Annotated in this window: 20 protein-coding genes; 9 read left to right on the top strand and 11 right to left on the bottom strand. The window is 73.7% G+C overall.

The window, feature by feature from the left end; all coding sequences use genetic code 11:
* Window positions 1-10: 10 nt before the first annotated feature.
* From AB0O09_RS19345 to hisC, 9 genes are all read right to left on the bottom strand, one after another.
* Window positions 11-1,552, bottom strand: coding sequence for a cytochrome ubiquinol oxidase subunit I (locus AB0O09_RS19345; protein WP_363542846.1), 1,542 nt, complete (start codon window positions 1,550-1,552; stop codon window positions 11-13).
* 263 nt (window positions 1,553-1,815) lie between these two features.
* Window positions 1,816-3,441, bottom strand: a complete 1,626-nt coding sequence (locus AB0O09_RS19350) for a HAMP domain-containing sensor histidine kinase (protein WP_363542847.1) — start codon at window positions 3,439-3,441, stop codon at window positions 1,816-1,818.
* Between the two features lie 3 nt (window positions 3,442-3,444).
* Window positions 3,445-4,203 (bottom strand): response regulator transcription factor, encoded by a 759-nt coding sequence (locus AB0O09_RS19355; protein WP_359978641.1) that lies wholly within the window; start codon window positions 4,201-4,203, stop codon window positions 3,445-3,447.
* 119 nt (window positions 4,204-4,322) lie between these two features.
* A complete protein-coding gene (locus tag AB0O09_RS19360; protein ID WP_363542848.1) occupies window positions 4,323-5,003 on the bottom strand; it encodes a VC0807 family protein in 681 nt (226 codons plus the stop codon).
* Window positions 5,004-5,111: 108 nt separating this feature from the next.
* Window positions 5,112-5,783: a DUF5666 domain-containing protein gene (locus AB0O09_RS19365; protein WP_363542849.1), complete on the bottom strand. Its 672-nt coding sequence runs from the start codon at window positions 5,781-5,783 to the stop codon at window positions 5,112-5,114.
* 16 nt (window positions 5,784-5,799) lie between these two features.
* Window positions 5,800-7,002, bottom strand: a complete 1,203-nt coding sequence (locus tag AB0O09_RS19370) for an ABC transporter permease (RefSeq protein ID WP_363542850.1) — start codon at window positions 7,000-7,002, stop codon at window positions 5,800-5,802.
* Complete coding sequence (locus AB0O09_RS19375) at window positions 6,999-7,775, bottom strand: ABC transporter ATP-binding protein (protein ID WP_363542851.1); 777 nt, start codon at window positions 7,773-7,775, stop codon at window positions 6,999-7,001. Before AB0O09_RS19375 ends, AB0O09_RS19370 begins: the two co-directional genes overlap by 4 nt.
* Window positions 7,775-9,163 (bottom strand): biotin/lipoyl-binding protein, encoded by a 1,389-nt coding sequence (locus tag AB0O09_RS19380; RefSeq protein WP_363542852.1) that lies wholly within the window; start codon window positions 9,161-9,163, stop codon window positions 7,775-7,777. The genes AB0O09_RS19375 and AB0O09_RS19380 overlap by 1 nt, the downstream gene beginning before the upstream one ends.
* 277 nt (window positions 9,164-9,440) lie before the next feature.
* On the bottom strand, window positions 9,441-10,520 hold the full coding sequence (gene hisC / locus AB0O09_RS19385; RefSeq protein ID WP_344624344.1) for a histidinol-phosphate transaminase: 1,080 nt from the start codon (window positions 10,518-10,520) through the stop codon (window positions 9,441-9,443).
* Window positions 10,521-10,860: 340 nt separating this feature from the next.
* On the opposite strand from hisC, the gene AB0O09_RS19390 reads away from it, so the two are divergent.
* The 4 genes from AB0O09_RS19390 to AB0O09_RS19405 all read left to right on the top strand — a co-directional run bounded on the left by AB0O09_RS19390 (window position 10,861) and on the right by AB0O09_RS19405 (window position 15,654).
* The gene (locus AB0O09_RS19390; protein WP_363542853.1) at window positions 10,861-12,027 is read left to right on the top strand and encodes a LacI family DNA-binding transcriptional regulator; all 1,167 of its coding nucleotides are present in this window, start codon (window positions 10,861-10,863) and stop codon (window positions 12,025-12,027) included.
* Window positions 12,028-12,205: 178 nt separating this feature from the next.
* Window positions 12,206-13,465, top strand: a complete 1,260-nt coding sequence (locus tag AB0O09_RS19395; RefSeq protein WP_363542854.1) for a metallophosphoesterase — start codon at window positions 12,206-12,208, stop codon at window positions 13,463-13,465.
* A gap of 230 nt (window positions 13,466-13,695) precedes the next feature.
* Complete coding sequence (locus AB0O09_RS19400; protein ID WP_363542855.1) at window positions 13,696-14,547, top strand: hypothetical protein; 852 nt, start codon at window positions 13,696-13,698, stop codon at window positions 14,545-14,547.
* A 186-nt stretch (window positions 14,548-14,733) separates the two neighbouring features.
* Window positions 14,734-15,654: a glycerophosphodiester phosphodiesterase gene (locus AB0O09_RS19405; RefSeq protein WP_363542856.1), complete on the top strand. Its 921-nt coding sequence runs from the start codon at window positions 14,734-14,736 to the stop codon at window positions 15,652-15,654.
* Between the two features lie 27 nt (window positions 15,655-15,681).
* On the opposite strand, the gene AB0O09_RS19410 is transcribed toward AB0O09_RS19405, so the two are convergent.
* On the bottom strand, window positions 15,682-17,127 hold the full coding sequence (locus AB0O09_RS19410) for a VWA domain-containing protein (RefSeq protein ID WP_363542857.1): 1,446 nt from the start codon (window positions 17,125-17,127) through the stop codon (window positions 15,682-15,684).
* A 314-nt stretch (window positions 17,128-17,441) separates the two neighbouring features.
* Here AB0O09_RS19410 and AB0O09_RS19415 point away from each other — a divergent pair, with 314 nt between their 5' ends.
* The 5 genes from AB0O09_RS19415 to AB0O09_RS19435 all read left to right on the top strand — a co-directional run bounded on the left by AB0O09_RS19415 (window position 17,442) and on the right by AB0O09_RS19435 (window position 20,225).
* Window positions 17,442-18,383, top strand: coding sequence for a MarR family transcriptional regulator (locus AB0O09_RS19415; RefSeq protein WP_363542858.1), 942 nt, complete (start codon window positions 17,442-17,444; stop codon window positions 18,381-18,383).
* A 117-nt stretch (window positions 18,384-18,500) separates the two neighbouring features.
* A complete protein-coding gene (locus AB0O09_RS19420) occupies window positions 18,501-18,884 on the top strand; it encodes a roadblock/LC7 domain-containing protein (RefSeq protein WP_363542859.1) in 384 nt (127 codons plus the stop codon).
* Window positions 18,885-18,964: 80 nt separating this feature from the next.
* Window positions 18,965-19,369: a hypothetical protein gene (locus AB0O09_RS19425; protein WP_363542864.1), complete on the top strand. Its 405-nt coding sequence runs from the start codon at window positions 18,965-18,967 to the stop codon at window positions 19,367-19,369.
* Between the two features lie 267 nt (window positions 19,370-19,636).
* The gene (locus AB0O09_RS19430) at window positions 19,637-19,771 is read left to right on the top strand and encodes a hypothetical protein (RefSeq protein WP_363542866.1); all 135 of its coding nucleotides are present in this window, start codon (window positions 19,637-19,639) and stop codon (window positions 19,769-19,771) included.
* A 160-nt stretch (window positions 19,772-19,931) separates the two neighbouring features.
* Window positions 19,932-20,225 (top strand): TetR-like C-terminal domain-containing protein, encoded by a 294-nt coding sequence (locus AB0O09_RS19435; protein ID WP_363542865.1) that lies wholly within the window; start codon window positions 19,932-19,934, stop codon window positions 20,223-20,225.
* A gap of 31 nt (window positions 20,226-20,256) precedes the next feature.
* On the opposite strand, the gene AB0O09_RS19440 is transcribed toward AB0O09_RS19435, so the two are convergent.
* Window positions 20,257-21,123, bottom strand: a complete 867-nt coding sequence (locus AB0O09_RS19440) for an AraC family transcriptional regulator (protein ID WP_363542860.1) — start codon at window positions 21,121-21,123, stop codon at window positions 20,257-20,259.
* Window positions 21,124-21,245: the final 122 nt, after the last annotated feature.

Raw genomic sequence — 21,245 nt, forward strand, 5'->3', positions numbered from 1 at the left:
GTTTCCGTCCTCAGTAGGCGAAGGCGAGGGGCTTGTCGGCGTCGTCGCCGTCGGACGGGCCGCGCAGCACCGGGTCCTTCGCGGGCGGCCGCTCCGAGGTGTCGGGGCCGGGCTTGGCGTACTTGACGAGGAGTCGGACCTCGACGACGGCGAGGATCGCGTAGAGCGCGGTGAGGGTGATCAGCGAGCCGGTCTGCAGGCCGACGCCGACGCTGGGGGAGGAGGCGTTGGCGGTCTTCATCAGGCCGAAGACGACCCAGGGCTGGCGGCCCATCTCGGTGAAGATCCAGCCGAAGCTGTTGGCGATCAGCGGGAAGCCCATGGTGAGGATGCCGATCCGCCAGCTCCACCTGCTGAAGAAGGTGTTCATCTCGCGGTGCTTGGTGAGCATCAGGCGGGGCGGTTCCTCCTCGCCGGTGCGGTACTCCTCGGCGAGCCAGAACCTCCGCCGGGTGGTCCACAGGCCGATCAGCGCGGCGACGAAGGACGTCATGCCGAAGCCGATCATCAGGCGGAAGCCCCAGTAGGTGACGAAGATGTTCGGGATGTAGTCCTGGGGCCGCCCGCCGTACTTCGCGGCCTCCGCGGCGGCGGTGTCGTTGATGCCGGGCACGGAGCTGGAGAAGTCGCTGTGGGCGAGGAAGGACAGTATTCCGGGGATCTCCAGCTCGACCGAGTTGTGGCCGCGGGAGACGTCGCCGACCGCGAAGATCGAGAAGGGTGCGGGCGACTGGGTGTCCCAGAGGGCCTCGGCGGCGGCCATCTTCATCGGCTGCTGCTCGAACATGACCTTGGCGAGGGTGTCGCCGCTGACGGCGGTGCCGAGGCCGGCCACCACGGCCATGGCCAGGCCCACCCGGAGCGAGGTGCGCATCGCGGCGGTCTTCCGACCGTCGGTCTCCTTGCCGCGCTTGGCCCGCCACAGGTGGTACGAGGCGATGCCGACCACGAAGGCGGCGCCGGTGAGGAAGGCGGCGGTGAGGGTGTGGAAGGCCTGGACGAGGGTGGTGTTCTGGAAGAGCACCCGGGCGATGTCGGTGAGCTGCGCCTTGTGGGTGGCCGGGTCGACCCTGTAGCCGACCGGGTGCTGCATCCAGGAGTTGGCGGCCAGGATGAAGTACGCGGACAGCACCGTCCCGAGCGCGACCATCCAGATGCAGGCGCAGTGGATCTTCTTCGGCAGCCGGTCCCAGCCGAAGATCCACAGGCCGATGAAGGTGGACTCGAAGAAGAAGGCGATCAGCGCCTCCATCGCGAGCGGGGCGCCGAACACGTCGCCGACGAAGCGCGAGTAGTCGGACCAGTTCATGCCGAACTGGAACTCCTGCACGATGCCGGTGACCACGCCCATCGCGATGTTGATCAGGAAGAGCTTGCCCCAGAACTTGGTGGCGTGGAAGTACTTCTCCTTGCCGGTCCGGACCCAGGCGGTCTCCAGGCCGGCCACGGTCGCCGCCAGGCTGATCGTCAGCGGGACGAACAGGAAGTGGTAGACGGTGGTGATGCCGAACTGCCATCTGGCGACCGTCTCGTGCGCGACTGCCAGGTCCACAGCGCTCTCCTCAAATCCGCCATCATCCGGACAAACGGGTGTCTAGCACGCATCCACGCCGAAGCATGCCAAGCTTGTCCGCTTGTGAAAGTGAACACGTTCACAAGCGCAGTATGCACCACTCCTACATCGGCAGATGAGGCGGGGGTGTGGTTGTGCGTCCATCGGATGATCCGACGGAACGCGGCGCGGTCACAATCGGCGGCCGGGTGGGTCGGTTCGACGACCTGGCACTTGACAGCGGGCTCCGGCGTCCGGACCGCTCAGAGCTGGCGGGGCAGCAGCACCCGGAACGCGGCGCCGTCGCCCGGCGCGGTGTCCAGGGTCAGGGTGCCGCCGTGCGCACTCACCAGGGCCGAGGCGATGGCCAGGCCGAGGCCCGCTCCCCCGCCCTCCCGGCGGCTGCGCGAGGCGTCCACCCGGTAGAACCGCTCGAAGACCAGCGAGGCCTGGTCGCCCGTCATGCCCGGTCCCCGGTCCGCGACCTCCAGCAGGCAGCGACCGTCCACCGACCCGACGCCGATCCGCACCGCGGTGCCCGGCGGGGTGTGCTTCACCGCGTTGCCGACCAGGTTGGTGACCACCTGGCGCAGCCGTGCCTCGTCGCCCATGACCGGTGCGGCCTGCGGCGCCCCCGCACCCGCCGGGCCGGTGAGCGAGACGGGCCGGCCCGGGTCCAGGGCCGTCAGGTCGTGCAGGGCGTCCGCGGCGAGGGTCCGCAGGTCCATCGGCGCGAGGTCGAGCGGGCGCTCCTCGTCGAGCCGGGCCAGCATCAGCAGGTCCTCGACCAGGCCGCCCATCCGGACGGCCTCCGCCTCGATCCGGTCCATCGCCCGGTCGGTGTCCGGCAGCGCGCCCATCCGGTGCAGTTCGGCGAAGCCGCGGATGCCCGCCAGCGGGGTGCGCAGCTCGTGCGAGGCGTCGGCGACGAAGCGGCGCATCCGCGCCTCGGACTCGGCCCGGGCCGCGAACGCCGCCTCGATCTGCGCCAGCATCCCGTTCAGCGCGGCGGACAGCCGGCCGACCTCGGTGCCGGGCGCGAGCTCGGGCATCCGGTGCGACAGCTCGCCGGAGGCGATCCGGGCGGCGCCCTCCTCGATCCGGCGCAGCGGGCCCAGCCCGGCCCGGACGGCGAACAGGCCGAGCACGGCGATCAGCAGCAGCACCACGCCGCCGATCGCCAGGAAGGCGGTGCGCAGCCGGTTGGCGGTACTGCGGACGTCGTCCAGGGAGACCGCCACCAGCACGTAGGCGGGCAGTTGGGTGCCCTGCCCGGTCGCGGCGGCGCCGGAGCCGCCGCCTGGCATGCCGACCGAGGCGCCCGGGTCGACCGGCAGCACCAGGACGCGCCACTCCCCCGCGTCGTGCTCGGCCGGAACGTCGAAGGCGGTGCGCTCGCGGGCCGCCAGGGTGCCGCCGGTGAGGCCGCCGAGGTAGGGGGCGCCGTCGGAGTCGGTGACCGGCTGGCGCAGCACCATCTCCACCGTGCCGTCCCGGCCCAGGTACTGGACGACGTACTGGCTGGGCAGGAACTGGTTGATCCGTCGGCCGGCGCCGCCCCCGCCGCCCACCCCGCTGCCGTCGGCCTGACCGGCACCCGCACCGCCGGCCCGCTGGCCGCCGCCCTGGCCGGTGCCGCTCTGACCGGTGCCGCTCTGACCGCCCTGGCCGGTGCCGCTCTGACCCGTGCCCTGGCCGCCGGACGGCGTCCGGCCGGGCACCCGGCGGGAGAGCGGTTCGCCGAAGCGCTGAAGCTGCTGGTCGGTGCGCTCGACCAGCTGCGACTCGACGGTGGCGATGACCAGGGTGTCGCTGACCACCAGGCCCGTGGTGACCAGCAGCAGGGCCAGCACGAGCAGCCGGACGCGCAGGGAGAGCCGGGCGAGCAACGGTCAGGCCTGCGGCGGGCGGCGCAGCGCGTAGCCGATGCCGCGGACGGTGTGGATCAGCTTGGGCCCGTGCACGGATGCGCCGGAGTCGAGCTTGCGCCGCAGGTAGGAGATGTAGGACTCGACGATGGAGAGGTCGCCGCCGAAGTCGTAGGCCCACACGTGGTCGAGGATCTGCGCCTTGGACACCACCCGGCCGACGTTGGCCATCAGGTAGTGCAGCAGCTTGAACTCGGTGGGGGAGAGCGAGACCGGGCGGCCCGCCCTGGTCACCTCGTGCGCGACCGGGTCGAGGGTGAGGTCGGCGACGATCAGCCGGCCGTCCTCGGCGGGGCCGCCGGCCCGGCGGAGGATCGCCCGGATCCGGGCTATCAGCTCCTCCAGGCTGAACGGCTTGGTGACGTAGTCGTCCGCGCCGAGGGCCAGGCCCTGGACCTTGTCGCCGGTGGCGTCCCGGGCGGTGAGCAGCAGCACCGGAACGTGCTCGCCCGCGGCGGGCCACCGGGTCTGGTCGCGCAGCCGCTCGACGACGGTGAAGCCGTCGAGGTCGGGGAGCATCACGTCGAGGACGACGAGGTCGGGCCGCTCGGCGGCGACGGCGGCGAGGGCCTCCTCGCCGGTCGCCGCCGAGGCCACCCGGAAGCCGGAGAACCGCAGGCTGGCGGAGAGCAGTTCGCGGATGTTCGGTTCGTCGTCGACGACCAGGAGGAACGCCTCACCGGGAGCGGCGGCCCCGCCTGCGGTCTGTACTGTCCCTGACACGTGCGCTACGCCTCCCGGTCCTCACGAAATCTTCTCATCGGACGATAGCCCGGGAAGGCTATGCGGGGTTGATGAAAGTTGGATGATGCCGCCCCCGCCATCGTAAGCGCTCCGTCCGGCTACCCGGCGGTCACCGCCGAAGCCGCCGCGGCCGCCGCGCCGCGGGCCCGGGCGCGCTTGGCGTAGAGCACCGTCCACAGCACCAGGAGGCCGGTGACGCCGTAGGAGAGCACCGAGTTCACCGCGACCATCGCGCCGGTGGACAGCACGTAGGTGAGTCCGACCCGCAGGAGCGCCTCGGCGACGTAGCCGAGCCCCCAGCCGAGGGTCAGGTTGCGCTGCACCCGACGGAAGCCCTCGAACTGCCACAGGCCGTTCCACCGGGCCAGGCCCTCGGCGCTGCCGTCGGTGCCGAACTTGCGGCCGAAGTAGAACATCAGCGGCCGGGGCGCGGCCAGCGAGGCCAGGCAGACCACCCCGAACAGCCCGGTCACCAGCGAGTCCTTGACCAGCAGCAGCCGGGCGCTGTTCGGGCCGGCCACGGTGACCAGCACGGTGATCGCCAGGAACACCAGGGTGATCGCGGCGAACTCGTCGACCCGCCGGTGCCAGGCGAGGTAGACGACCACGTCGACCACCGGCCACAGACCGGAGAGCAGCAGGGCGGTGACCTCGCTGTGGCCGTGGTCGACCAGGTTGTTGTAGGTGAGCAGCGGCGCCACCACGTTCAGGCCGATGGTCAGCACCCAGCCCAGCGCGGTCGCGCCGCCGCCACCGCGGGCAGGCTTGTTCTCCGACACGGTTTCCCCCGATTTCTCTGTACATGTCGAGCCCGGACAGCCTAGTGAGGCCGCGTCAGGTGCGCCATGAAAGAAAAGGTCAAGGAGCCGGCCGGGGACGGCGGAGGGTCAGCGGCTGCCGGTGCCGCCGGCCTGCGAAGCCCCGGTGCCCGTACCGCCGTTGCCGGTGCCGGCGCCGCGGCCGCCGAAGCCGCCGAAGCCGCCCGCCGCCGAGCCCTCGGTGAGCTGGGTGGCGGTGTAGGAACCGTCCGAGCCCTTCTGGCCCAGCACGGTGACGGTCTGTCCGGGCTGCAGGTCGCCGACCTTGCCCTCCTTGTTGAGGGTGACCTTGGTGCTGTCGGCGGTGGTGACCTTGACGGTGTTGCCGGAGGCGTCGGTCAGGTAGACGGTCGTTCCGTCCACCGAGGCGACGGTGCCGCGGGTGAAGCCGGCGCCGTTCTGCCCGCCGGGCGCGTTCCCGCCCGCGGTCCCGGTCCGGCCGTTGCCGCCCGCGCCGGGGAACCCGCCGTAGCCGCCGTAGCCGCCCGGTCCCGCGCCCCGGCGGCCGGCCGCCGCCTGTCGGCCGGCGCCGTTGCCGTCGTCCTTGGCGTACCAGGCGCCACCGGCGAAGGCGGCGGTGGCTATCACCGCGCCGGCCAGCACCAGGGTGGGCCAGGGCAGGCGGGGGCGGGGCGGGGCGGCGAGTTCCGCGGCGATGTCGCGGGCGTCGGGCGCGGTGTTGAGCAGCTCGGTCGCCTCGACCGGGCCGAGGGCGCGGCCGGGCTCGTTCTCGCTGGTCATGTCGGATGCTCCTGGGTCACTCGTGGCGGAGGGCTTCGATCGGGCGCAGCGAGGCGGCCCGGCTGGCGGGGTAGCTGCCGAAGAACAGTCCGATGGCGACGGCGATGCCGAAGGCGCCGAGGACGGACTCCGGGATGACCACCGGCTCGATGCCGACGATCGTGAAGTGCGAGCCGATCAGGCCGGCGGCGACGCCGAGGCCGGCGCCGGTCACCGAGAGCAGGGTGGACTCGGTGAGGAACTGGCCGAGGATGACCCCGCGCGGGGCGCCGAGCGCCTTGCGGATGCCGATCTCCCTCGTCCGCTCGGTGACGGTCACCAGCATGATGTTGGTGATGCCGATTCCGCCGACCAGCAGCGAGATCGCCGCCACCGCGCCGAGCAGCACGGTGAAGGTCTTGGTGGTGGACTCCCGGGCGGTGAGCAGCGAGGTCTGGCTGCTGATCCGGAAGTCGACCTTGGTCGCGTCGGTGATGGCGTGGGTGCCCATCAGGATCCGGGTGATGTCGCTCTGCGCCTCGGTGGTGGCCTCGGCGGAGGCGGCCTGCACCATGATCTGGTTGACCGAGCCGAAGCCGGTGAAGGCGTTCTGCACGGTGGGCAGCGGGGCGATCACCACGTCGTCCGGGTCGTTGAAGCCGGTGGAGCCCTTCGGGGTGAGCACGCCGACCACGGTGAACGGGGTGCCGCCGATGGTGATCCGCTTGCCGACCGGCTCCTCGGTGTCGAAGAGCTGCTTGGCGGTGGTGGCGCCGATCACCGCCACCTTGCGGGAGTTGAGGACGTCGTCGTTGGAGAAGTAGTCGCCGTCCTTGACCTTCTGGTTGGCCGTCTCGAAGTAGGCGGGGTAGGTGCCGACGATCGAGCCCGGCTGGTACGAGATGTTCCCGTACAGCGCGGTACCGGAGGTGGTGACGACCGGTGCCACCGACTTGATGGACGTGCTGTCGGCGTCGGTGGCGAGCGCCTTGGCATCGGCCACGGTGAGCGCCTTGGCGGCCGTGGCGGACCCGCGGCCGGCGTTGGAGGAGACGGTCAGCGCGTTGGTGCCGAGCGAGGTGATGGACGCCTTCACCGCCTCCGAGGAGCCGTTGCCGACGGCGAGCAGCAGGATCACCGAGGCGACGCCGATGAGCACGCCGAGCATGGTGAGGGCCGAGCGGACCTTGTTGGCGACCAGGCCGCCGACCGCGAAGCGGATCATCTGCCAGAGGATCATGCGGGCACCTCCGCGGCGAGGGCGGGCGGCGGCCCGTCCACCGGCGCGCGGCGGACGTCGTCCACGATCGCGCCGTCGACCAGCCTCAGCACCCGCTTGGCGTGCAGGGCGACCTCGTCCTCGTGGGTGATCACCACGACGGTGCGGCCGGCCGCGTTCAGCCGGTCGATGATCGCCAGCACCTCGGCGGTGGAACGCGAGTCCAGGTTGCCGGTCGGCTCGTCGGCCAGCAGCATGGCGGGCGCGGTGACCAGGGCGCGGGCGACCGCGACGCGCTGCTGCTGGCCGCCGGAGAGCTCGTTGGGCTTGTGCCCGGCGCGGTCGGCGAGGCCGACCAGCTCCAGCGCGGCCAGCGCCCGGCGGCGCCGTTCGGCGGCCCGCACCCCGGCGTAGGCGAGCGGCAGCTCGACCTGCGCCAGGGCGGTGGTGCGGGGCACCAGGTTGAACGACTGGAAGACGAAGCCGATCTTGCGGTTGCGGACCAGCGAGAGCCGGCCCTCGTCGAGGTGGCCGACGTCGGTGCCGTCGAGCAGGTAGCGGCCGGAGGTGGGGACGTCCAGGCAGCCGAGGATGTTCATCAGGGTGGACTTGCCGGAGCCGGAGCTGCCCATCACCGCGACGTAGTCGCCCTCCTCGATGTCGAGGCTGACGCCCAGCGGCTCGCCGGTGCCCGGTGCCGACGGGCCGCGCAGCGCGTGCACGGCGGAGTCGCCCTGGCCGTACGACTTGGTCACCCGGCTGATCCGGATCACCGGGGGCTTGGTGGCGGCCATCAGCGGGTGCCGCCGCCGGTGCGGGTGCCGCCGGTGGTGCGGGCACCGCCGCCGAAGCCGCCGGCTCCGCCCGCGGCGCCGAGGCCGCCGGCCGCCCCGCCCGCGCCCGGGAAGGCGCCGTTCGGGAAGCCGTTGCCGGTGGCGGCGGTGGTGGAGGTCAGCTCGACCTTGTCGCCCTCGGCGAGTCCCTCGACCACCTGGACGGTGGTGTCGCCCTCGATGCCGACGGTGACCGACACCCGCTCGGTGGAGCCGTCCTCGTGGACGAGGGTGGCGGTGCGGGAGCTGCCGGTGCCGGCCAGTGCGGCGGTGGGCACCGAGAGCGCGTTGTCGGCCTCGCCGACGGTGACCGAGATGGTCGCGCTCAGACCGGTGCGCAGCTTGGCGGTGTCACTGGTGATCTGCAGCACCGCGCCGTACTGGACGGCGCCGCCGCTGCCGCCGGAGGAGCTGGGCAGCGAACTGACGGACAGCACGGTGGCGTTCAGCTTGGTGTCGGACTGCGCGTTGAGGGTGACGGTGGCGGATTCGCCCTTCTTGAGCTTGAGCGAGTCGAGCTCGGAGAAGTTGGCGGTCACCTGCATGCCGCTCGGGTTGGTCAGCACCACGAAGCCGGTGGGGATGGTGGAGGAGGAGGACGTGCTGCCGCTGCCGGTGCCCGTACCGCTGCCGCCGCTCTTGCTGCCGGTGCCCGAGGCGCCGCTGCCGGAGGAGCCGCCCGCGCCGGTGCCGCTCACGGAGTCGCCGACCTTGCCGGCGACCGAGGCGACCGTGCCGTCGGCGGTGGCCTTGAGGGTGGTGCCGTCGAGGGCCGCCTCGGCGTTGGTGAGGGCCGTCTCGGCGGAGTCCACCTGCTGCTGGGCCTGGGCGACCTGGGCGGCGTCCACCTTGGTGGTGGTCGTGGTGGTCGGCGTCTGCTGGGCCGTGCTGCCGCCGCGGCCGCCGGTGGTGCCGGCGGACGATCCGCCGGAGCCGCCGGTCGTGGTGGTGACGGTCTCGCCGGCCTTGGCCTTGGTGAGGTTGGCCTTGGCGGTGGCCAGGGCCGACTCGGCGGCGTCCACGTCCTGCTGGGCGGCGGTGGTGTCGACGGTGGCCAGCACCTGGCCCTTGGTCACGGTGTCGCCGACGGCGACCTTGACCGAGGTGAGCCTGCCGCCGGTGACGAAGTCCTGCCCGGTGTCGGAGGGCGAGGAGAGCGTGCCGGAACCGGACACGGTGGCCAGGACCGTGCCCTTGGCGACCGTGGCGGTCCGCACGCGCGTGTCGCTCGCGGCGGAGCTGGTTCCGGAGTCCACGGTGGTGTACGCCAGCGCGGCCCCGCCGACCAGGGCCACACCGAGCGCGGAGTTGACGAGGACGGCACGGCGCCGTCGCGGGAGCACCTTCATGGCGGACAGCTTCGCCCCGTGCTCTTTCCGGTTGCTGGCGCCTTCCTGGGAGTCGACTGGAACCGTCAATCCGGACAATCCACGCATACAACGGCGCCAGGGTGGCTCTCTCTACCCCGTGGGGATGAAGCGTTGATCCGCCTCCCAGGAAGTTCCCAGTCTTTACGTCCGAGCTTCTGAACTTGCCGGGGTGCCGGAGGACCCGGACGGGGGCATGCGACGGGGCCCGCCGCCGTCGCCGGCAGCGGGCCCGTCGGGAACCCGGGGAGACCCCGGCTCAGAGCTCCTTGCGGAAGGCCTCCGCGGTCGCCAGGAAGATGTCGTTGCCGGCGGTCTCGCCGATCGACACCCGGACGCCCTCGCCGGGGAACGGGCGGACGACCACGCCGGCGGCCGCGCAGGCGGCGGCGAAGTCGACGGTGCGCTCGCCGAGCCGCAGCCAGACGAAGTTGGCCTGCGAGTCGACGACCGTCCAGCCCTGGGCGCGCAGCCCCGCCAGCACCCGGCTGCGCTCGGCGACCAGCGACTCGACCCGCTCCAGCAGCGCCTCCTCGGCGCGCAGCGAGGCGACCGCGGCGTCCTGGGCGAGCTGGCTGACGCCGAACGGCACCGCGGTCTTGCGCAGCGCGGTGGCCACCGGCTCGTGGGCGACCGCGAAGCCGACCCGCAGGCCGGCCAGGCCGTATGCCTTGGAGAAGGTGCGCAGCACGCAGACGTTCGGCCGGTCGCGGTAGACGTCGATGCCGTTGGGCACCTCGGCGTCGCGGATGAACTCGATGTAGGCCTCGTCGACCACGACCAGGATGTGGCCGGGCACGGCGTCGAGGAAGCGCTCCAGCTCGGCGCGGTGGATCACGGCGCCGGTCGGGTTGTTGGGGTTGCAGACGAAGATCAGCCGGGTGCGGTCGGTGATCGCGGCGAGCATGGCGTCGAGGTCGTGCTCCTCGTCCGCGGTCAGCGGCACGGGCACGGGGGTGGCACCGGCCACTTGGGTGATGATCGGGTACGCCTCGAAGGAGCGCCAGGCGAAGATCACCTCTTCGCCGGGGCCCGCGGTGGCGAGCACCAGGGACTGGGCGACGCCGACCGAGCCGGTGCCGGTGGCGATGTGCTCGACCGGGACGCCGAAGCGGGCGGCGAGCTCCTCGGTGAGGCCGGTGACGGCCATGTCCGGGTAGCGGTTGAACGAGCCCGCGGCGGCGGTGGCCGCCTCCAGCACGCCGGGCAGCGGCGGGTAGGGGTTCTCGTTCGAGGACAGCTTGTACGCGTCGGCACCGGCCGGCTTGCCCGGCTTGTAGGTGGGGATGCCGTCCAGGGTCGGCCTCAGCCGGGGCCCCTGCGCTGCGGTACCGCTCACGGTCGTTCTCCTTCTGTGCTGTCTTGGGCGCGCGTGCCGGGCCGCGCACACCGGGTTCGCCGGTCCCGCGCCGCCCCTCGCCACACACCCGCGCCACCCCGGTCGGGTGCCCCGCACGATACCGGCCGGGCTCACCCATGCGGGTGAGATGCCCGATCGGGTTACGGGTGCAGATCAGCCATTCTGCCGCGTTCCCACGGCACATGTCAGAGGTAACAGGCCCGGATCGGAGCGGGTATCGAAGGGTGTGATCCGTTCCGACTCTTGGAGAAACGTATCTTCAGACCGGTGGCCGGGGCCGGTCACAGCCCGCTGTCATGCGCCATACGATCGGTCCGCCATGACAGCAGCAGCCAACCAGAGCGGACGGCGGTCCACCTCGCGGCGCCTGGAGCGGGCCGGCATCCGGGACGTCGCGGCGGCCGCCGGAGTGTCGATCACCACGGTCTCCGACGCCCTCAACGGGAAGGGCCGCCTGCCCGAGGAGACCAGAAGCAGGGTGCGCGAGGTCGCCGAGCGCCTGGGCTACCGCCCCTCCGCGGCCGCCCGCACCCTGCGCACCGGCCGCTCGGGCCTGATCGGCCTCACCGTGACCACCTACGGCGAGGAGCCGTTCACCTTCACCGAGTTCGCCTACTTCGCGGAGATGGCGCGGGCCGCCACCAGCGCGGCGCTCGGCCGCGGCTTCGCCCTGGTCGTGCTCCCCGCCTCGTCCCGGCACGACGTCTGGAGCAACATCGCCCTGGACGGCACGGTGGTCATCGACCCGCCCGACCAGGACCCGCTGGTGACCGAGCTCTACCGGTCCGGCGTGCCCGTGGTCAGCGACGGCAAGCCGGGCAACTGCCCGGTCACCGCCTGGGTCGACAACGACCACGAGGCCGCCGTGCTGGACATCCTGGACCACCTGTCGGAGGCCGGCGCCCGCCGGATCGGCCTGCTCACCGGCACCAGCACCGACACCTACACCCGGCTCTCCACCGAGGCGTACCTCGGCTGGTGCCGGCGGGTCGGCCAGGAGCCGGTCTACGAGACCTACCCGGCGCACGACCCGGCGGCCGGCGCCGTGGCGGCCGACCGGCTGCTCGCCCGGCCGGACCGGCCGGACGCGGTCTACGGCCTCTTCGACCCGAACGGCACCGACCTGCTGGCCGCTGCCCGCCGGTACGGCCTCCGCGTCCCGGAGGACCTGCTGCTGGTCTGCTGCAGCGAGAGCGACGTCTACGCGGGCACCGAGCCGCCGATCACCACCCTCTCGCTCAAGCCGCGCAAGATCGGCACCACCGTGGTCAACCTGCTGATCGACGCCATCGAGGGAGTCGACGCCGGCTCGTCCGGCGGGCAACGCGCCGAGGGGGCGCGGCTCTTCCCGCCGCGCTTCCGCACCGCGGGGACGGGCCCACCGCCGGGCACCCTGATGCCGACGGAGCTGATCGTCCGGGCCTCCTCGCAGCGGCGCAGCCCCCGCAGGACGGTCAGTCCGCCCCGTTCACCGGGCGGGGGTTGAGCTCCGGCACGGTCCTCGCCGGGCCGGGCCGGGCCCGGGCCGACCCGCTCCGGCGCGAGGTCCAGACCATCCCAGACCGGGTCGGACCGGGCCGTCCGGCCCGGCCCGGTGACGCTCCGAAGGATTGGATGCCCACCAGGTGAGGACGCCGGGAGAGTGGTCTTCCTATGATGGTCGAATGACACCCGAGGACCGCTTCCCCGGGCCTGAAACGCCCCACTCAGGCCCCCGCCACCACCAGGACCTCGACGTGCTCCCGTACGGCTCCTACTACGAACCCTCCGAGCCGCCGGCCGGCTACGGCTACGACGAGACCTACAGCGGCTACGGCGGCGCGCACTACCTCGAGCAGCACTGGCACGCCCCGGCCCACCACGGTGCGCACCCGGGCGGGCACGACGCCACCGTGCAGCTCGGCACGCTGCACCGGACGGGCCACGAGCAGCCCGTCCACGAGCCGACCGGCCACGAGCAGCCGCCGCACGAGCCGACCGGCCACGAGCCGACCGGCCACGAGCAGCCGCCGATGGCCGCCGCGACCGGCGACGACCCGCCGACCATCGAGCTCGGTCCCCCGCTGACCGAGCAGCCGGTGAACTTCCCGTACCCGCAGCCCGAACCCGGCGAGGCGCCCGGCCCGCTGTACGTGATCGGCGACGTGCACGGCTACCTCGACGAACTGCTCGCCGCCCTCCGCCAGGCCTCGCTGATCGACGCGGACGGCCACTGGGCGGCCGGCCGCTCCCGGGTGTGGTTCCTCGGCGACTTCACCGACCGCGGCCCCGACGGCATCGGCGTGATCGAGCTCGTCATGCAGCTCGCCGCGGAGGCCGCCGCGGCCGGCGGCTACTGCCGGGCCCTGATGGGCAATCACGAACTGCTCTTCCTCGGCGCCGCCAAGTACGGCGACGAGCCCGTCCAGTCCACCGCGGGCACCGCCTCCTTCCTCGCCGCCTGGCGCCTCAACGGCGGCCAGCAGCACGACCTCGACCGGCTGGAGTCGCACCACATCAGCTGGCTCTCCCGGCTGCCCGCGATGGCGCTGGAGGACGGCCACCTGCTGCTGCACTCCGACACCACCGCCTACCTGGAGTACGGCGAGTCGATCGCCGAGGTCAACGACGCCGTCCACAACCTGCTCGCGGACGAGGGCGCCGACGAGTGGTGGGACTGCTTCCGCCGCTTCACCAAGCGGTTCGCCTTCCGAGGCGAGAACGGCCCGGACGCCGTCCACGAGCTGCTCGGCGCCTACGGCGGCTACCGCGTGGTGCACGGCCACAGCCCGATCCCGTACCTCACCGGGGCGGTGCACGCCGACGACGGCGCTCCGCCGCACGTCCCCGGCCCGTACATCTACGCGGACGAGCTGGCCGTCGCCATGGACGGCGGGGTCACCATGGAGGGCCGCCTGCTGATCGCCCGGCTGCCGGTGAACTGAACGGGCGGCGACTGAACTCCGCCGCACTTTCCTGACACCGCGTCGGCGGAAGCTGACGGAGCGTCGACGAGCGGCCCGGAACGTCCGCCCCGGGCGCTGAAAATCCGGAAAGCGACTGTCTGAGCCTCGGTGGTCACCCCTACCATCGAGGCACCACGCAGCCGCCCGCCCGCCACCGGGCCGCCGCGTCGCACCAGTCCACCTCCGTGAATCAGCGGAACGGGGTCCCCATGACCGACGCCCCGCACCTGCTCGCCGAGGACCGCCCGGACTACGAGCGCATCCTCGACGAAGCACTGCGCGACGCAACCATCCTCGAAGCACTGCGCGCCACCGAACCCCATCTCAACACCGAGCAGCTGCGCACCAAGGCGATGCTCAACGCGGAGACGGTGGCCTCGGCCGCCGCGCCCGAGTACCGCCACTACCTCGGGCTGCGCGCGGACCTCGGACGCACACCCGCACCCGCCCACGGGGGCGGGGGACTCGGCGGCGAGCTCTCCGGCCGGCTGCGCTCCGAGGAGGGCGCCGGGCTGTTCCCGGTGCTCACCGTGCTCGCCCCGATCCTGTCCTGGTCCGCCGCCGCCCTGCTGCTCGCCATCGGGTACGCGCTGCGGGCCGCCCGGCCGGCCCTGCCGCTCGGCCGCAGCGTGGTCACCGCCGGCTGGGCCGCCATCGCGGTCGGCACCGCCGCCATGGCCGTCGGCATCGTCGGCCTGCTGCTCACCGCGCTGCGGGACGGCTCGGCGAACCCGGCCGGGCAGGACCCGAACCTCGCCGCGGACGTCGCCGAGGCCCGCCGGGCCTGGCACACCGCCCTGCGCGAGCGCGCGCTGCTCCCCTACCTGCACGACAACCTCGGCTCCACCCCGGCGCTGTCCCCGCAGCCCGCCGGCCGGCCGGTGCCGCCCGACCTCCTCAGCCCCGGCTACAGCCGGCCCGGGTACAGCAGCGCCGGATTCACCAGCCCCGGCGTCGAGGGGCTCACCGACCCGGAGGGACGCGAGCCGCGGACGGCCGAGTTCACCAGCCCCGGCTACACCCCGCCCGGCTTCACCGGGCCCGACGAGGTCTCCGACTGAGCCGGCGGCGGAGGCGGGGTCCCGACCCGGGACGCACCCGCCGCATCCGCCGTGCCCCCCGCACCCGCAGCTCCGTCACCCCGCCGTCCCCGCCATCACCCGGACGGGCGGCCGGGCTGGGCCGAGCGGCGCACACCACCCGTGGCTCCGGCCCCCGGACGGGCGCGCGGGCCCATCATCCCCGGCATGAGGACCTCCCGGCGGACGGCACGGACCGTGACGGCGGCCGCTGCCGCACTGGTGATCACCGCGCTCCTCCCGCCCGGCGACGGCGTGCACCGCGGCAGCCTGCGGACGACCCGCCCCGCGGCCGCGGACGACCCCGCCGGGGCGGCGTCCACGGACCTCGGAGTGCTGCCCGAACCGGTGCCCGCCGGTCCCGTGCCGCGCTGCCCCTCGCTCGCCGTGGCCGGCCACCGCGGCGCCCCCGAGGCCGCCCCGGAGAACACCATGGCCGCCTTCCGGGCCGCCCTCGCGGGCGGGGCGGACTGGCTGGAGACCGACGTGCGGACCACCCGCGACGGCGTGCCGGTGCTGATGCACGACGACACCGTCGACCGGGTCACCGACGGCCACGGCCGGGTGGCCGACCTGACGGCCGACCGGATCGCCGCCCTGCACGTCACCGCCGGCCCCGGCCTCGCGCAGCCCGTCCCGACCCTCGACCGGCTGCTCCGCGAGCTGTCCGGCACCCGGACGCGACTGCTCATGGAGATCAAGGAGCAGGACAGCCCGGGGAACGCGGCCCGGGCGGCCCGCGCCGCCGCGGCCAGCGGCGCCGACGTGGTGCTGTACTCCTTCCACCCCGCGATGCTGCGGGCGGCCCACGCGGCGGCCCCCGGCCTGCCGGTCGTCCTCGTCCAGGGCACGGCCGACGCCGAGGACCCGGGCGGGCTGCGGCTCTCCGGCATCGCCCTCGAAGAGACCCTCGCCACCCCGGAACGGATCGCCCGCGAGCACGCCGCCGGCCGGCAGGTCTACGTGTGGACGCCCGACCGGGAGGCCGACTGGCGGACGGCGGCCGACCGGCACGCCGACGCCCTGATCACCGACGTGCCTGCGGCCGCCCGCGCGTGGACCGACACCCACTGCCCACCGCTGCTCTGACGTGCGGCCGGGAACCGCCGGACGGTGTCAGCGCAGGATGCCGGCCTGCCGGGCGGCGACGAGCCAGGACGGGAACTCGGTGAGCAGCCGGTCGTAGAGCTCCGGGTCCGAGATCAGGTCGATGTCGTCCACGGCGAAGAAGCCGACGTTGTCCACCCGGCGGCCGGGCAGCGTGTCGAAGCGTTCCAGCACCCCGTAGTCGGCCTGCCCGAGGCCGACGAACTGCCAGAAGACCGGCTCCTCCACGGCCGCCCGCAGCTCCTGCTCGATGGCCGCGTTCCGGTAGACGCCTCCGTCGGAGAAGAACAGCACCAGCGTCGGGTCCGCCACCGGATGCGCCCGGACGTGCGCACGGACCTCGGCGATGACCTTCTGCTCCTCGTTCTGGATGCCGACGAGCCGCATGTCGACCTGGCCCGGCGGCAGACCGCGCCGCGGCTTCTTCGGGCGCCCGAACAGGGTCAGCTCGCCGACCCGGACGTGGGCCGGGATCCACTCCGGCAGCTCGGCGAGGTGCAGGTCCGGCAGGCGGGCCGGGTGGGTGGCGAAGGTCCACGCGTGCATCCGGCCGTCCTCGGCCAGCTGCGCGGCGACCGCGGCCATCCGCTCGACCACCCCGGCGACCGTGCCGCGGCGGTACAGGCCGGACATCGACCCTGAGGCGTCCAGCACCAGCACCACCCGGGCCCGGACGCCGGCCGCGCCGTGCTTCTCCAGGCTCACCGCCACCTGCTGCTTGCGCAGCGAGAGCCGCTTGCGGACGTCCACCGGCAGCGCCTGCTCCGCCTGCGGTGCCGCCGGGGGCTGCTCCTGCCGTGCGGGCCGGTACGGCGGCACGGGAGGTGCCGGGGCCGGCGGTGCCGGAGCGGGCGGTACGGGGGCCGGCGGTACCGGCGCGGGCATCGGCGGCACGGGCGGCCGTGCGGCCGCGGGAGGTGCCACGGCCGTCCGCGGCTCGACGGCCGCCGGGGGCTCGACGGCTCCGTGGTCGGCGGTGAGGCCGGCCCAGCCGGTGGCCCAGCCCTGGCCCACCGCGCGGAACTTCCACTGGCCCGACCGGCGGTAGAGCTCGCCGCCGACGACCGCCGTCTCCCGGCCCGCGGCGATCGGGAAGTGCGCCAGCGACGCGCCCGTCCGGCCGTCCGTCAGCAGCAGCTCCAGGTCGGACAGTTGCCCGAGGTACCCGTCGTCGACGGTGACGCAGAGCAGGATCCGCTCGACCTCCGGCGCGAGGGCTGCGAGGTCGGCGTCGACCGTACGGGCACCGCCCTGCCGGACCCGGCCCGAGGGGTCGGCCGGACGGGCCCCGCCGACCGCGGCACCGTCCCCGAGGGCCCGGCCGTCGGCGCCCAGCAGGACCGCCCAGACCCGGGCCACCGGCCCGTCCGGCGCCTGCGCCCAGGTGAACGCGGCCCGTACCTCCGGCACCCCGACCACCACGTTGGCGCCCTTGCCCAGCGAACTCGACGTCATCCCGCCAGTCTGCCAACCGGGCCGGGGCAACGGCAGCCCCACCGCGTCCCGCCGTGGACGTTCCACGGGTCGCGCGCCGGATATCACGGGGAATTTGCCGCTGTCCATCACGCACCGGAATGGCTTGACTACGGATCGGGGCGGGCGGTTGGATGTCGCACGTTGCCATCGGCGGGGAATTCGCCGGTATTCGGTCTGCGCCGAGGGGGAGTCGTGCATGAATTCACCGGGACCGGTCGAATATTTCTCCGCGCTGCCGGTGCACGGCCTTTTATGACCGTTTCCGATCGCCGCACGGACCGCGGAGCGCGGGCGTGACCGCATCCCGCCCCCCGGGCGGCGCCGCACTGCCCGCCGTGGTGCGGACGGACGCCGCCGGGCGGCTGGCCACCGCGCTCGCCGGCACCCCGGACGGGCGCCCCTCGGGCACCCTGACCGTGCTGGGCGACCCCGGCGGGGTGTTCCACCTCGCCTCCGGGGTCGTCACCGCGGTCGACTCCCCCGGCGCCCCGGACGTCGCCACCCTGCTGCTGCGCTCCGGCCGGGTGAGCACCGACGACTGGGAGGCCGCCTGCCGCGCGGGCGCCGCAGCCGACCGGACCGGCGCCGAACTCGTCGCCCGGGACCTGCTCGGCGCGGCCGAACTCCAGCTGATGTGCACGATGGCCGCCCTGGACGGCGCCTTCGCGGTGGCCGCCGGACGGGTCGACGGCTGCACCCTGGCCGGTGGCCCGGCCCGGCACCACCTGCCCGCCCCGCAGGGTGTGGACCCGGAGTGGCTGCTGCACGAGACGGACCGCAGGCTCCGCGCGCTCGCCGCACTGCGCCCTCCGCTCTGCCCGCTGCGCGACCGGATCGGCCCGGGCACCGGGGCGTACCGGGAGGCGGGCGGCGGACCGGCCGGCCGCCTCACCGGCGAGCGCCGGGAGATCCTGCGCTGCGCGGACGGGCGGCGCAGCGCGCGGGACATCGCCTTCCGGCTCGGCCGCGGCCTGTACGCGGTCACCGTGGAGGTCTCCCGGCTGCTGGCCGAGGGCCTGGTGGAGGTCGTTCCGCCCGCCCCGGGTCCGGCCGGCCCGCTGCCCGCACCGGGCGGGCGGCCCGGGGTGACCGCGGCCCGCCGCCCGCCGGACCCCGTGCCGGTGCACCAGCCGGCAGGGCGGCTGCCCGTCCGCCGGCGGGGTGCCAGCGGCATCAACGACGTCCTCGCGTGGCGGTCGGCCGCCGGGCGCCACCGGCGCGCCCGCGATTCCTGACCGGCCCGCCGCGACCGCCGGACATCCGTCCGCGATTCCCGCCCGTCGGCGGGCCGGTTCGGCGTGCCCGAGAAATCCGTCCGGCGCCGGCCGGTGAATTCCCAGAACAGGAGAGATGTGAGCAGCGAGAACGGCGAATTGCTCGCCGAAATGCGCGCGCTGCGCGACCGGGTCGCGGGCGTCACCGACCTCGCGGTGGCCGCGGTCGACGGCCTGCTGGTCGCCGCGGACACCGAGGAGGGCATCGACGGCGAGAGCCTGGCCGCGCTCGCCGCCGCGGCGCTCGGCCTGGCCCGCCGGGCGGGGCAGTCCACCGGCAAGGGGCTGCTGCACCGGACGGTGGCGCAGTTCAGCCACGGCTACGTGGTGGTCCAGCCGATCGGCCGGATGGGCCTGATGACCGTCCTCGGCGACTCCGGGATGGACATCGCCCGGCTGCACACCGAGTCGCAGGCCGCCGCCGACCGGATGGACCGTCTGCTGACCGCGCCCCGGTCCTGACGCGGCGTCCCGTCCGGCCGCCACCGCACCACCCGACCACGAGAAGGAGCACCGTGAGCACACCGCAGGGATTCCAGACCATGTCCGACCGGGTGAACGCCCTGGTCAAGGGCCTCCGCACGGAGGTGCCCGAGTGCCTGGCCGCGGGGATCATCGACATGTCCACCGGCATGCTGCTGTCCGTCGAGACGGTCGACTCGCACCCGCCGGAGGTCCTGGACATGCTGGCCGCCGCCACCCTCGACCTCTTCCAGGGCCGCAACGTGGTGATGATCGAAGGCATCTTCAAGGAACGGCGCGGTGTGGTGAGCGACCGCCACTACTTCCAGGAGATCCTGGTCAACAGCGACAACCTGGCGCACCTCTTCCTCCGGGTCGACAGCGCCGACGACATCGTCGCCGTGGTGGTCTGCCGCAACACCGTGAACGTCGGCATGCTCTTCGCGCAGTCCCGCCGGGTGCTCAAGGACCACGGCCGGCTCTGATCCGGGTACGGACCTCGCCGAGACGTGCGCCGGGTCCGGGAATCCCCCGTCTCGGGGGCTCGGACCCGGCGCAGCGGTCATCCGGCCGCGGTCATCCGGCCGCGGTCATTCGGCCGCGGTCGTTCGGCACCGGTCACCGCCGCCGGGGCGGTGGTGATGTGACGCCTGGTCATGGGTTCCTCCCACGAGGTGTCCTAGCGGTGCTAGCGCTTGGATCGATGCCAGATCTGACGAGGATCGGATGTCTGGCAGCGCCAGGATCGAAGCGTGGCAGCACCACGGCGCCGGGAGCGCGAACGGACGGAACGGCACCGGCTCATCGTCACGACGGCCCGCGAACTCGCCGAGGCGGAGGGCCGGGGAGCCGTCACCACCCGCCGCCTCGCCGAGCGGGTCGAGTAAAGCCAGCCGGTGCTCTACAGCCACTTCACGGGCAAGGACGCGATCGTCGCGGCCGTGGCCGACGAGGGCTTCGAAGACCTGGCCACCGCCCTGCGCCGGGCCCGGGCCGGCCGGCAGGACGGGCGGGCGGGCCGGACTGCGGGCCCTCGCCGACGCGTGCCTGGAGTTCGCCCGGGCCGGGCCCGCGGTCTACGCCGCCATGTTCACGCGCAGGACGGGCCCCGCGTTCGACACCGCGGCGACGCCGGCCCCGCTGAAGGCCGCCTTCGGCGAGCTCCACGACGCGGTGGAACCCCTGGCCACCGCCCGCGGCGCCGACCCGGAGGCCTGCACCGAACTCCTCCGGAGCGCCCTGCACGGCCTGGCCACCCTCACCGAGGGCAGTCGCCTCCGCCCCGCGGCCCACCGCACCCGGCTCGACCTGCTGGTCGGCCTCGTCACGGCGGGCGCCTGAGCACGGACGCGCCGCCGTGCCCGACATCGGGTCAGGACACCGTCCGCTCCACCGGGATCCAGAGCTGGCTGGTCGCCTCGGACCAGTCGGCCGTCGGCCGGGTGCGGAGGATCTCCGGGCCCGGCCGGGTGGCGTACGGATTGGACGGGAACCACTCGGTGAAGATGTCCCGCCAGAGGTACTGCAGGGACCGGGGGTAGGGGCCGGTGTTCTCGAAGACGGCCCAGGTGCCGGCCGGGACGGTGAGGACGTCGAGGTCCTCGGGGGCGTCGGCGCCGGTCACCACCGCGTGGTGGTAGTCCAGCAGGACGCCCTCCTCCCGGCTGTCGGAGAGGTGCACGACCGCGGAGACGATGCCCTCGGGCTCCTGGTCGGACAGGTCGGCGATGCGCTGCACGGTCTCCGGCGGGATGCCCCGGATCATCTCGGCGATGTGCGGGTTGACGCCCTCGTGGATCAGGGGGACGCGGGCCCTGCGGCCGACGACCTTGAACTCGGGCTTCTCGACGATCCGGTACTTCATGGTGGTGCTCCCTTCGACGACGAGCCGGAAGGACATCCGGGGCTGGGAGTTCAGGGCCGCGCCCGTCCGCCGCGCCTCGCCCGGGCCGACGCCGTGCATCGCCCGGAACGCCCGCGCGAACGCCTCGGCCGATCCGTAGCCGTGGCGCACGGCGATCTCCAGCAGCGTCCGTTCGCCCGCGAGCACCTCGGCCCCCGCGACGGTGAGCCGCCGACGCCGGACGTACTCCGACAGCGGGATCCCGGCGAGCGCGGAGAACATCCGCCGCAGGTGGAACTCGGACGTCCACGCGATGCGGGCCAGCTCGGCCGCCTCGATCCGCTGGTCGAGGTGGTCCTCGATGTGGGCCATGACCTGGTTCAGCCGGTCCAGCACTCCGGTCTCCTTCCCTTGCGACCACCACCGTAGGAAGGCCGGTGCCCGCCCGACCCGACTTTCCGTGCCCGTTCCGGTCGGGTGGGACGGGACGGGCACGGAAGGTCGGGTCGGGCGGGCAC

The sequence above is a fragment of the Kitasatospora sp. NPDC093679 genome (assembly GCF_040683455.1).
Lineage (GTDB): Bacteria > Actinomycetota > Actinomycetes > Streptomycetales > Streptomycetaceae > Kitasatospora > Kitasatospora arboriphila.